This is a genomic window from Natronosalvus rutilus (genome assembly GCF_024204665.1).
Classification (GTDB): domain Archaea; phylum Halobacteriota; class Halobacteria; order Halobacteriales; family Natrialbaceae; genus Natronosalvus; species Natronosalvus rutilus.
In genome coordinates this window covers 2,680,422-2,692,643 of sequence record NZ_CP100355.1, presented here as the reverse complement: position 1 = coordinate 2,692,643, position 12,222 = coordinate 2,680,422, and the positions used below count along the sequence as shown (strand labels likewise).

At 63.0% G+C, this 12,222-nt stretch carries 8 protein-coding genes; 5 read left to right on the top strand and 3 right to left on the bottom strand.

What is annotated here, in order from left to right:
• The first annotated feature begins 191 nt into the window (after positions 1-191).
• Both NGM29_RS12850 and NGM29_RS12845 read left to right on the top strand, forming a co-directional pair.
• Positions 192-884: a type 1 glutamine amidotransferase gene (locus NGM29_RS12850; RefSeq protein ID WP_254156670.1), complete on the top strand. Its 693-nt coding sequence runs from the start codon at positions 192-194 to the stop codon at positions 882-884.
• Positions 885-1,102: 218 nt separating this feature from the next.
• On the top strand, positions 1,103-1,903 hold the full coding sequence (locus tag NGM29_RS12845) for an IclR family transcriptional regulator (protein WP_254156669.1): 801 nt from the start codon (positions 1,103-1,105) through the stop codon (positions 1,901-1,903).
• Positions 1,904-2,700: 797 nt separating this feature from the next.
• Here NGM29_RS12845 and NGM29_RS12840 read toward each other — a convergent pair.
• From NGM29_RS12840 to NGM29_RS12830, 3 genes are all read right to left on the bottom strand, one after another.
• Entirely contained in the window at positions 2,701-3,480 is a 780-nt protein-coding gene (locus NGM29_RS12840; RefSeq protein ID WP_254156668.1) for an IclR family transcriptional regulator, read from the bottom strand.
• A 54-nt stretch (positions 3,481-3,534) separates the two neighbouring features.
• A complete protein-coding gene (locus NGM29_RS12835; RefSeq protein WP_254156667.1) occupies positions 3,535-4,665 on the bottom strand; it encodes an ABC transporter ATP-binding protein in 1,131 nt (376 codons plus the stop codon).
• Between the two features lie 98 nt (positions 4,666-4,763).
• Positions 4,764-7,103, bottom strand: coding sequence for a glycoside hydrolase family 31 protein (locus tag NGM29_RS12830; protein ID WP_254156666.1), 2,340 nt, complete (start codon positions 7,101-7,103; stop codon positions 4,764-4,766).
• A gap of 143 nt (positions 7,104-7,246) precedes the next feature.
• On the opposite strand from NGM29_RS12830, the gene NGM29_RS12825 reads away from it, so the two are divergent.
• From NGM29_RS12825 to NGM29_RS12815, 3 genes are all read left to right on the top strand, one after another.
• Positions 7,247-9,514, top strand: coding sequence for a glycoside hydrolase family 3 N-terminal domain-containing protein (locus NGM29_RS12825; protein ID WP_254156665.1), 2,268 nt, complete (start codon positions 7,247-7,249; stop codon positions 9,512-9,514).
• Between the two features lie 118 nt (positions 9,515-9,632).
• Positions 9,633-10,895 carry a mandelate racemase/muconate lactonizing enzyme family protein gene (locus NGM29_RS12820; protein WP_254156664.1) on the top strand — a complete coding sequence of 421 codons (1,263 nt, stop codon included), beginning with the start codon at positions 9,633-9,635 and terminating at the stop codon, positions 10,893-10,895.
• Between the two features lie 343 nt (positions 10,896-11,238).
• On the top strand, positions 11,239-12,219 hold the full coding sequence (locus tag NGM29_RS12815; protein ID WP_254156663.1) for a YeiH family protein: 981 nt from the start codon (positions 11,239-11,241) through the stop codon (positions 12,217-12,219).
• Positions 12,220-12,222: the final 3 nt, after the last annotated feature.

The following is a 12,222-nucleotide window of genomic DNA, read 5'->3' as shown; positions in this document are numbered from 1 at the left end:
ACCTTGGTTCCGATCCGAACGATTCGACGACACCCGAACAGTTATGCGACGTTCCGTTAGAACGTTGCGTACGCTCGAGGCCCCGGCCGTCGGTCGAGCCGTGAATCCAAACCCAGTCGGCGTCCATCCGTGAGAGTGGACCGTCACCGGCGGCCGCGGGCTGATCTCGAGACGACCCCGAACGCCCCACCATGAGACTCGCGTGCATTCAACCCCCGAACCGTTTCGACTACGGAACGGCGATCCAGCGCATCGTTACCGATCGATTCCCGGACGTCGAGTTTCGCGTCCTTGACCCCCGACGCGATCGGTTGCACCCGATTGTGACCGCCGATGCGGTGATTATCACTGGCTCTCACGCACGCATCAACCGACGTCCCCCGTTCCTCGTCCACCTCGAGGACGCGATCCGCGCCGCCATCGCTGAAGCGATTCCGATCCTAGGCGTGTGCTTCGGCCACCAGGTCCTTGCGTCGGTGCTCGGCGGCACGATCGAGACGCTCCCGGAGCGTTCGGCCGGTTTCGAGGACATCGACCTGACCACGGCGGGGTCGAACCACGACCTGTTCGCCGGTTTCGACCACACCATCACGTCGTTTTGCTGGCACCGCGACCACGTTCGGGAACCGCTCCTGGACGCGCGAGTCCTCGCGACGAATCGAACTGGCGTACAGGCGTTCGAATCGACCAGGGCGCCCGCTTTTGGCATACAATTCCACCCCGAATTCGACCAGTCTATGGTCGAGACTATTCTCCGCGACCGGCTGGCCTCGGACCGGTGTCGCCAGCAATTCTCGCGTTCGGTCACGCCCGACCAGTACACGAAGGCACAGGAGTCCAGACGACTCTACACGCGCTTCCTCGAGCAGTATGTGGTGGACTGAGTCGTTGCCAACGTCGCCAGCTGAACCATCGATATCGTCGGGTCGACATCGATTGTTGCTCCCTTCGAAATGAGAACGCCGGCGTTCGCTCGATTGCTGGGAGCGTTATCGCGAGCATCCGTACCTGGGTATTTTCCAGGGAGAGGGTGCTACCGGCTACCAGTGCCAGGCGTTCGCCAAATGCGAACAACTATGGGTAACGCTCACGAATGGCACGTATGAACGACCACGAAACCGGTTCCGCCCGGACCCTCGAAACGGTCGCTCGAGCCTGTGACGTGATCGAAACGCTCGAGAAACGCGACGGCGTCGGCGTGACCGAACTGGCGATGGCGCTCGATCTCTCGAAGAGTTCGGCCCACTCCTACCTCAACACGCTCCGCGAGAAACGGCTGGTGGTCAAACGCGGCGACACCTACCACCTCAGCCTCGAGTTTCTCTACCTCGGAAAGTCGGTTCGCCACCGGCACGTCCTCTTCGAGCACGGCAAGTCGACGGTCGACCGCCTCGCCGAGCGAAGCGGCGAGTACGCCCACCTGATGTGCGAACAACACGGCCTCGAGCGGAATATCTACAAAGTTCCGGGGGAGAACGCCGTCGGCGACGACTACCACACCGCGAAAGAGCAGAAACCGGATTACCTCCACTTCACGTCAACCGGGAAGGCCGTTCTCGCACACCTCCTCGAGACCCGGGTTCGATCGATCGTCGACAGTTATGGGCTCGTCCGGAAGACGGAGCACACCATCACCGACCTGGACGCGTTGCTCGCGGAGCTCGAGTCGATACGCGAACGCGGATACGCGGTCAACGACGAGGAAGAGATCAAGGGAATTCGTGCTGTCGGCGCTCCAATTCGAAGCGCGAACGGCGAGGTGCTCGGAGCGATTAGCGTGTCTGGTCCGACCAGCCGACTCAACGACGAGTACTATCACGACGAACTGCCACGTATGGTCATGGAGAGCGCGAACGTGACCGAAGCGAGCATCAACATGTCCACCGCCAGCGAAACCCTGTGAGTGAGTTTCCATCCATTACGGGCTTATTCGTGTAACGCCTCCGCGCAAAGTAGCCCGGTTATTGTTCGCATTTCGAGAACTCGCTCGATTTCAGGCGTGACCAGCCACCATTGTCCGCCCGTCGGTTGGCGCTCGTCTCTGCTGGTCGAATGGACAGTCAGTACCGGGCTCGAGTAAGCTCTCGATGTGAAGTGACACTATCTATCTAGCTTTGAATATCTTTCGGGAACTGTACGCTACGAACTGTCCGCTATTAGACTCTGTAGCCAACACCGGGCTATGATACCTTCAACACTGTGATCAAAAACATAAGGAACGAGATCCGTGTACGATTGCGTACGCTCCGCCCACGACGCAGTTAGAGTCTCGAGAGAATTGGATCTCCAATTCTCGATAGAACCGAATCACTACCAGAACGAATATTGATGTGAAGTCCTCGAAAACTATCTGTATATCTGGCCGTGAACGCGAAGCTGAACGCGTCCGTAGCGGAACGTCACTACCTGGGTTGCACTCCCGAAAGCGGTCGTTTCCGTCGGTATGGACCGGGTTTCGACGAAGCGGCACGATAACGCGACACCAGAATTACGGGCCTATGTGTGTAACACTAAGAGTCAGACACCTATCTGTTTGCTCGTTCCAGAAACCTGTTCGGTCACTGCAAACGAATTGAACCGTGTACAACTTTCAACAATTCTTCAATGCCGACCCAGAATGGCGGTGAAAGGCGTCTTATTTGAGATGACTAGCACTTGAGGTGAGTTGACGATACGAGGGGCCGTTTGCGAGGGGCGAACTCACACCTGCGTCGAGTTCACTTCGATTACGTTCGCCGCACTTCGGACGATTTCCGGTAACTCCTCGCGAAAGCGATCGCGTTTGAACCGGCTGGTCGGCCCCGAAATGCTGATCGCACCCTGTATGTCTCCGTTCTTGTACACGATCGGCGCCGCAACACACCGAAGACCGGAGAGGACCTCCTCGTCGTCGTAGGCCACGTTCTCCTGACGGATCGTCTCGAGTTCGTCGAACAGTTCTTCCCGCGTCGAAACCGTGTTCTCGGTGTGTGCGGGCAAACCGTGCTCCTCGATGATCTCCTCGACGCGTTCTCGCGGAAGTTGGGTGAGGATCGCCTTCCCCAGTGCGGTGCAGTGGAGGTCCTTTCGCTCCCCGGTGTAGGAGGCGGTCCGAATGGCGTTCGCCCCGCGGGCCTTGTGGAGATAGACACCGCGGCCGTGTTCTTCGACCATGAATTGCGCGACTTCGCCGGTCTGTTCGGCCAGTTTGTCGACCTCCTGTTTGGCGATCTCGTGAATCGCAACGCCATTCTTCGCGAACTCGCCGAAATCGACGAATTTGAGGCTGATCTCGTAGCCGTTCCCACGTTTGACCACGAACTCATTGTCAAGGAGCGTCGCCAGATGGGAGTGAACGGTTGCCTTGGAGTAGCCGGTCTCTCGAGCGAGTTCGGAGACGCCTGAACTGCCTCGTTCACGAAGCGTATCAAGCAGTTCGCACGTGGTTTCCACCGCCTGTATCCGGCGGCCCCCTTCCGTTGGCGTCGATTGCTCGCTCATAGCTAACCATACGCTGGAGAACCACCTTAACTGTTTGCAAGGGCCAAACGAACGCTAGAGTCGCTGGGTCGGTTCGACGTGGTCCGTCGTCGTACTATTCTTGATCGCTGCCCCCGATCTGTCGTCGAAGAGGTGGATCTTCTCTTCCGGAAACACCACGGCGATGTCGTCTCCCGCGTCGATACGCGTCTCGCCATCGACGCTGAGCGTGTAAATCTGGTCCCCGATTTCGATGTAGGCGTAGGTTACTTCCCCCATCGGTTCGACGACGTCCACCTGCGTCATGATCGCGTTCGGTTCGCTTCCATCGGTCAGTTCGATGTGCTCGGGTCGAATGCCGAGGGTCATCTGATCCGTCGTTCCCTCGAGCATCGATACCGTCTCCTCGGACAGTTCGTACTCGAACACGTCGTTGAGCAATCGGTCCCCGTCGCGGGTTACGTCGAGGAAGTTCATCGATGGCGAGCCGATGAACCCGGCGACGAACTGGTTGTCGGGCTTGTGGTAACACACAAGCGGTGTACCGATCTGTTGCAGTTGGCCGTCGTTGAGGATGGCGATCTTGTCGCCCATGGTCATCGCCTCGGTCTGGTCGTGCGTGACGTAGATCGTGGTGACGTCCATGTTCTGCTGGAGTTGCTGGATCTCCGTCCGCATCTGCGTTCGAAGCTTGGCGTCCAGGTTCGACAGCGGCTCGTCCATCAGGAAGACTTCGGGCTCGCGAATAATGGCCCGTCCCAGCGCCACGCGCTGTTGCTGGCCGCCAGAGAGTTCCTTCGGCTTCTGATTGAGGAGGTCGCTGATCTCGAGGAGTTCGGCCGTCGATTCCACGCGTTCGTCGATTTCGTCGCTCGAGAGGTCCGTCGTGATCTTCAGTCCGTACCCGATGTTTTTCCGGACTGTCATGTGAGGATACAGCGCGTAGTTCTGGAACACCATCGCCATGTCCCGATCCTTCGGTTTGGCGTCGGTGATGTTTCGTCCGTCGAGCCGTATTTCCCCGCTGGTCGCCCGCTCCAGGCCGGCGATGCATCGGAGCGTCGTCGACTTCCCACAGCCGGAGGGTCCCACGAGGACCAGAAAGTCGCCGTCTTCGATCGTGACGTTCAATTCGTCGACGGCGACGATACCGTTACCGCCTCCGTCGAACACCTTCGTCAGGTCGCGTAATTCGAGTTTGCCCATGATCCTCAGTCGTGACTATAGAGTTTCTGGGCATGGTATTAAACTTCTTTCCTCGGTGGAGGGGTGACGGCCGTGACGCCGACCGCCGTCGTTCGCCCTCACAACACGGCGTTCAGCGATACGCCCGCGTCCGTCCACTCGCCTGGATCCGGATCGCCATCGGTACGAGAGAGCGATTCCCCGTCGACGACGACGTCCGAAACTGTGGGCGCATCGACGACCTCAATCGCCAGTCGGTCGGTCGAGAGTGGCGGCACCTCGAGGTACAGGGACCCGTCGCGGATCTCGCCCGAAATCGTCACGAGTTCGTCCGCGCTCTCGTCGTAGTACCGCCCACTCGCCGCGCCGTCCTCGAGGGTAACCCGGAGGGTAAGTTCGTCCGGCGTTCCCGGTTCGACGAACTGCGTCGGCTCTCGTTGCGGGAGGACGCTTCCTGCACGAACGAAGACCGGCATGATCTCGAGCGGCGCGTCGATGGCGACGGTTTGTTCGCCCTCGTAGCGTTCGCCGTCCCAGAGGTGGCGCCACTCGCCCCGCGGAAGGTAGACGTCACGGGTCGTCTCGGGTTCGAAGACCGGCGCGACGAGCAGGTCCTCGCCGACGAGGTACTCCGTATCCAGCCGATGCGTTCGCGGGTCGTCCTGGTACTCGAGCACCAGCGGACGAACCTCCGGCAGCCCCGTCCGGGCGGCGATTTCGGCGTAGGTGTAGAGGTACGGGAGCAGCCGGTACCGGAGTCGGGCGTATGTCCGGAATATGTCCAGCGCCTCCTCGCCGAAGGCCCAGGGTTCGCGCGGCGTCGTGCCGTGACACCGGCTGTTGCTCGAGAGCAGTCCGAACTGGGCCCACCGGACGTACAGGTCGTCGCTCGGGGTTCCGCGGAAGCCGCCGATGTCGTGGCTCCAGAACGCGATTCCCGAGAGGGAGGCCGACAACCCACCTCGAAGCGCCGCGGCCATCCCGTTCCAGGACGTCTGGGGGTCGCCGCCCCAGTGCATCGGGAATTTCTGGCTCCCCGTCCAGGCCGCTCGCCCCCAGACGAGGGCCTCCTCGTCGCCGTTGACCTCGCCGACCGTCTCGTACACCGCGCGATTGTAGAGGTAGGGATAGAGGTTGTGCATCAGCCGACCGCTCTTCCCGTTGGCGAAGACGGCGTCTTCGGGGACGTACTCGCCGTAGTCCGTCTTGAACACGGCGACACCCATCTCGAGCAGCCGTCGGTGTTTGTCCTTCCACCACTTGACGGCGTCGGGGTTGGTGAAGTCGACCAGCGACCCGCGATAATCCCCCTGGCAGGTGTGATCCATCACGTACGGTTTGCCGGAGCCGTCGGTGACGAAGTAGCCGTTCCGCGCCCCCTCGAGGAACGCGTCCGTCCCCACTGGGACGTGGGGGTGTTCCCAGAGGGAGAGCCGGAAGTTCCGCTCGCGCAGTTCCGCCATCATCCCTTCCGGGTCGGGGAACTGATCGGTGTCCCACTCGAGCGTGCAGGACTCGCCGGGCGGCATCCAGAACGGGTCCAGGTGGAGGACGTCGCAGGGAATCTCCTCCTCGCGGAGCCGGTCGGCGACCGCCTCGAGTTCGGCCCGCGATTCGTAGCCGAGGCGGGACATCCACGTCCCGAAACTCCACTTCGGTGGCCGTTCGGGCCGGCCGGTGAAGGCGGTGTACTGACGGACGATGTCCTTCAGCGACGGACCGTAGAAGAAGACGAACGCGAACTGGTCGTCGTCGACGGCGACCGTCCCGCTGGCGGTCGATTCAGCGCCGAAGTCGTAAGTGACCCTAGCGGTCGTATCGACGAGGAAGCCGTAGCCGTCGGTCGAGATGTGAAACGGGATGTTCTTGTACGCGCGCTGGGTCTCGGTTCCGAGCGGTTCCTCGTGCCAGGCTTCGATCGTTCGGCCGCGGCGGTCGAACTCGACGAACTGCTCGCCGACGCCGTAGAACTTCTCGTCGGGGCGCAGGCGGAACCCGGTTCCCGTTTCGGCCATTCGACGGGGGTTGTGGTTGATCTTCTCCTGGACGCCGCCGAGGGGGGCGACACGGTCCTCGCCGAAGACGTCGAGATCCTCGCGCTGTTCTTCGAAGACCGTACCGTCCTCGTTGTCGACCCGGAAGCTCCACTCGTCGAGGCCGACGACGACGGTGAGAACGTCGGTCTCGAGGTACAGGGATCCGTCCCGTTCCGTCGCCTCGATGTCAACCGACGTCTCCAGTGCCGACTCGTCGTACTCCGGGTACGTGCGTTCGGCACGGACCTCGGGGACCGTCTCGAGTTCGAACCGGAACGTCCGATCGTCGTAGAACCGAAGCGTCACGGGCCAGGTCCGCTCGGTGGCGTCCGGGGGACCGTCGACCGCGCACTCGAACCGAACTGTGTCGTCCTCGAGATCGTACGACTCGACCGCCGAAACCGTCAGTCGCTCTCGTTGCATCGATACCTGGAGTGGTGTGGCTCTGGCTAATAAATGTACCTCGTCGAACCCCGACGGATCGCCGCGGTCCGACCCCCATTCGACAGGCCTCTCGCCCGGAACTATTTACGCCCGTTCCGCGAAGCGCACTCCATCGACGTTCCATGCAAGAGACCAACACGGAGCAGGTCGCCGCGCTGCTCGAGACGCTCTCCCTCGAGGAGAAGGTGGCTCAACTCGGCACGGTGCGAATCGGAACGCTCCTCGAGGACGGGTCGTTCTCCCGCGACCGTGCGCTCGAAACGATACCCCACGGTATCGGTCGCGTTACGCGCGTCGGCCGAGAGAGCCGCCTCGAGCCCGCGGCTCTCGCTCGCGTGGTCCGAGACGTACAGTCGTTTCTCGAGGCCGAGACGCGACCCGGAATCCCCGCTATATTCCGCGAGGAGGCACTCTGTGGGTACGCCGGGCGACGGGGAACCGCGTTTCCGCAGAGCATCGGGATGGCCAGCACCTGGAATCCCGAACTCCTCGAACGCGTAGCTGACGGGATGTCGAGCCAACTTCGCGCCGTCGGTTGTCGGGCAACGCTCGCGCCGGTTCTCGACCTGGGGCTGGATCCCCGGTGGGGCCGCATCGAGGAGACATTCGGCGAGGATCCCGCGCTCGTGGGTCGGCTGGGACTCGCCGCCATCGAGGGGTTCCAGGGTGGGAACCACGGCTCGGTCCTCGCAACCGCCAAGCACTTCGCCGGCCACGGCCGCCCCGAAGGCGGCCAAAACCGCGCGCCGGCTACCAGATCCTTTCGAACGCTCGAGGCGAACGATCTCCGGCCGTTCCGCGCCGCTGTCGAACGGGGTGACGTCGAATCGATCATGGCGGCCTACCACGCCGTCGAGGGCGTCCCCTGTCACGCCGACGAACGACTCCTCACGGGCGTCCTCCGGGACGAGTGGGGGTTCGATGGAACGGTCGTCTCCGACGGCCGCGGGATCGAACTGCTCTGTGACGATCATCACGTCGTCCCCGACCGCGCGGCAGCTGGGCGGATCGCGCTACGCGCCGGTATCGACGTCGAACTACCCGAGCGCGAGTGCTACGGTTCCGCCCTTCTCGAGGCGGTTCGCGACGGGGAGATCCGCGAGGCACTCGTCGACCGAGCCGCCCGTCGCCACCTGGAGCAGAAGTCTCGACTCGGCCTCTTCGAGTCGGCGACCCCCGACCCGGATTGCGTCGGCGAGGTCTTCGACAGCGAGGAGCATCGTCGCCTTGCTCGACGAGCCGCTCGAGAGACGCTCGTCTTGCTCGAGAACAACGGCGTCCTGCCGCTCTCGACGGACGCGACCGTCGCAGTCGTCGGGCCGAACGCTGACAGTCCCCGACACCTGCTCGGCAACTACACCTATGCGGCTGCAGAATCTGACGAGAGCGGCCTCGACGTGGTCACGCCGCTCGAGGCCATTCGTGATCGCCTGCAAACGCGATCCGTTCGGTACGAGCGCGGGTGTGAGGTTCGCGCCGAGGACGATGCGACCGACGGCGAGTCGGGCGACTTCGATGCTGCGACGGCCGCCGCCAGGGATGCCGACGTCGTCCTGGCCTGCGTCGGGGGCCGATCCGGTATCGACGTGGAGCGGGACGCGACCGGCACCGCGGGAGAAGGCCTCGACCGGACGTCGCTATCGTTGCCCGGGCGGCAGCAGGCGTTACTCGAAGCGGTCGCCGCAACCGGGACGCCGCTCGTCGTCGTGCTCGTCAACGGACGTCCCCTCTCGCTGGCTTCTCTCGACACCCCCGCGGCCATTCTCGAGGCGTGGCTTCCCGGCCAGGCCGGCGGTCTCGCGATCGCGGACGTGCTGTTCGGCGACGTCGACGCGACCGGGCGCCTCCCCGTGTCGATCCCGCGATCGGCCGGACAGCTCCCGGTTCACTACCGCCGGACGGCCCTCTCGGCGGAACAAGATTACGTCGACGAACCTGCAGATCCGTGGTACCCGTTCGGCCACGGGGAGAGTTACGCGACCTTCGAGTACGCGAACTTCGATGTCGCGTCGACGACGGTACCGATTGGCGGGGCGATCGATCTCTCCCTGGACGTGACGAACGCAGCCGACCGTCCAGGCGTCGAGGTGGTGCAACTCTACGTGCGCGACCGCGAGGCCAGCGTGACGCGCCCGGTTCGGGAACTTCGCGGTTTCCGGCGCCTCTCGCTCCCGCCAGGCGAGCGTCGACGGGTCTCGTTTTCGCTCTCGACGGACGCGCTCGCGCTTCTCGATCGGGACGCCGAGTGGGTCGTCGAACCGGGATCGTTCGAGGTGCAAGTCGGCCGATCGTCGGCCGATATCCGACTCCGCGAGACCGTGACGGTGACGGGCGCACTGGAACCGCCGTCGTCGCCGGTCGCCGTGCTGGATTCGATGGGGCATCGGTAGGCCGACACCGACTATCTCTCCGTCGTCGATCGACCGCTCGAGACCGTAGTCCGCTCGAGACTCACACGTACCGTACACACCACAAGGTTTATTCGAGGCTTCGAACATCGGTTAGACGATGAACGAGGACGAACCAGACTACCGTATCCCGCAGGGCGGCGGCGTCCCCTGGCGGGATATGGGCATGGAGGAGTCACACCGGCCCGCAGATCGAGACATCGAGATTACAGACGTGAAGACGATGGCCATCGCCGGGAACTTCACCTGGGGGATCGTCAAAGTCGAGACCGATTCGGGGGTCTACGGGCTCGGCGAGACGTTCCGGGCGGAGGCCGCGCTGGATATGGCCGGGCGAATGTCGATCGACCTCGAGGGCGAGAATCCGCTCGACACCGATCGGATCGTCGAACTCCTCGAACAGCGATACACGGCGACCGGCCGCATTGGCCAGGCGGCGTTCACCGCAATTGAAACCGCCTGCTACGACATCAAAGGAAAGGTGCTCGACGTTCCGGTGTACGAACTGCTCGGCGGGAAGTACCGCGACGAGATCAAGATTTACTGCGACACTCACGGTGGCGAGTCCCTCGGTGAAGCCGTCGCCTACGATCCGACGGACGTCTACACGCCGGAATCGTATGCCCGAGCGGCTCGCGAGGTCGTCGACGAGGGCTTCGACGCGCTGAAACTCGACCTCGACGTGCCGACGCACGCCGCCTACGACGAGGCGAACCGCCGAATGGACAACGCGGCCATCGAGCACAAGGTGCGACTCGTCGAGGCGGTTCGCGACGAAATCGGCTACGACATCGACCTCGGGATGGACCTCCACTGGAACTTCACCGTCGAGACGGCGATCCGCCTGGGCAAGAAACTCGAGCGGTTCGACCTGGCCTTCCTCGAGGACCCGGTGCCGCCGGAGAAGTTCGAGGCCCAGAAGCGGGTCACGCGGGCGCTGGATCTGCCCGTACTCACCGGCGAGAATCTCGTGAAGCCTCATCAGTTCAACAAGGCCGCCCGGGACGGAGTTTTCGACATCGCTGCCCCGGACGTGAACAAGTGTGGCGGCCTCGGGGAGTACCGAAAGATCGCCATGATCTGTGACCTCTACGGCGTTCCCGTGGCCTCCCACAACATCTCGAGCCCACTCGGGACCGTCGCCGGGGCGCACGCATCGGCGTCCATTCCGAACTTTCTGATGATGGAGTACCACTCTCGCGACGTCCCCTGGTGGAACGATATGGTCGAACGCGTCGAGGGGAGCGGTCCGATTCTCGAGGACGGCTACATCGACCTCCCCGAAGGCCCCGGCCTGGGCGTTCGGTTGAACCGCGACCTCTGTCGGGAGTACCTGGCCGACGGGTCAGAACTGATCGTCTGAGTCTCCCTCGCTTTCCGACTCGACTCGAGCGCTTTCGCACTCCTGTTCCTTCCGAGACGGAACCGTAATCTGATACGCGGCTTTTCGCCGGCACTCTCGCATCAGAGCCACCCGTAGTCGTCCGGTTTTCGCCACCAGTGATCCCTCGATCCGTCGTCTCGAGAGGGTAGATTTATGTGTCCGCTGAGCACAAGGTCAGCCAGTGCATGAGTAAATTGCCGATAGCTCGTACCACCGGGGATATCTGTCGACTTTTTCGACAGTTCGTCCCCGGTGATCGGGGATGGCAGGCGACGATAATCGGACTCGGAATCTCGCTCGTTTTTGCAGTGGGTCTGCCCTGATGTCGCCCGTCGGGAATCGCGTTCTTCCGGGACTCGTCGTTTTGGCAGTTCTCGGTATCCTCGCCAGAGTCGTCGGTGACGCGACTGTGGTCAATCCGCTCGTCGTCGCCATCGTTCTCGGCGTCCTCGTGGCGGTTTTCGTCGGCGTGCCGTCGTGGGCCGAACCCGGGGTCAGGCGGTACAAGCTGCTGCTGGAGACCGGAATCGTGTTGCTCGGGGCGAGTCTCGCCGTCGATCAGCTGGTCGCAACCGGGCCAGTCATCGTCGTTCTTGCCGTCGCGGTCATCGCAGTTGGCGTCGGGTTCACGGAAGTAATCGGCCGCCTGCTCGGTATCGGACGGGAGTTGCGCCCGCTGCTGGCGGCCGGCGGGAGCGTCTGTGGTGTCTCGGCGGTCGTGGCCGTCGGGAGCAGCATCGACAGCGACGAGAGTGCGATCACGTACGCCGCCGGAACGATCCTCCTCTTCGACGCGGTCACGCTCGTCGCGTTCCCGATCGCCGGCTCCCTGCTGGGCGTCCCGGATCGTCTCTTCGGCGTGTGGGCGGGGTTGAGTCTCTTCAGTACCGGACCGGCCGCGGCCGTCGGCTTCTCGATGTCCGAGACCGCCGGGCAGTGGGCGACGGTCACGAAACTGATCCGGAATACGTTCATCGGCGTACTGGCGGTCGCGTACACCGTCTATCACGTCACCGACGCTGAACGAACGAACGTCTCGCAAGTGTGGTCCCGGTTTCCGAAGTTCCTCGTCGGGTTCGTTCTCGTCGCGCTGCTGGCGAACCTGGACGTACTGGACGAGTCCGCTCGTGCATCCATCTCGCTCGCCAGCGACTGGTTGTTCACGCTCGCATTCGTCGGCCTCGGGATCGACCTGAACCCGCGCCAGTTCCGAACGACCGGGCTCCGACCGGTCGCGGTCGTCCTCGCACAGTTCGTTACGGTTACGGTGCTCGTGTATCTCGCCGTCGTGACGCTCCTGTGAGGA

Bases quoted from the DNA above. Each gene is read 5' to 3' on its own strand.
- NGM29_RS12815 (WP_254156663.1), top strand. From the start codon at position 11,239: ATGTCGCCCGTCGGGAATCGCGTTCTTCCGGGACTCGTCGTTTTGGCA.
- NGM29_RS12830 (WP_254156666.1), bottom strand. From the start codon at position 7,103: ATGCAACGAGAGCGACTGACGGTTTCGGCGGTCGAGTCGTACGATCTC.
- NGM29_RS12825 (WP_254156665.1), top strand. From the start codon at position 7,247: ATGCAAGAGACCAACACGGAGCAGGTCGCCGCGCTGCTCGAGACGCTC.
- NGM29_RS12840 (WP_254156668.1), bottom strand. From the start codon at position 3,480: ATGAGCGAGCAATCGACGCCAACGGAAGGGGGCCGCCGGATACAGGCG.
- NGM29_RS12850 (WP_254156670.1), top strand. From the start codon at position 192: ATGAGACTCGCGTGCATTCAACCCCCGAACCGTTTCGACTACGGAACG.
- NGM29_RS12820 (WP_254156664.1), top strand. From the start codon at position 9,633: ATGAACGAGGACGAACCAGACTACCGTATCCCGCAGGGCGGCGGCGTC.
- NGM29_RS12845 (WP_254156669.1), top strand. From the start codon at position 1,103: ATGAACGACCACGAAACCGGTTCCGCCCGGACCCTCGAAACGGTCGCT.
- NGM29_RS12835 (WP_254156667.1), bottom strand. From the start codon at position 4,665: ATGGGCAAACTCGAATTACGCGACCTGACGAAGGTGTTCGACGGAGGC.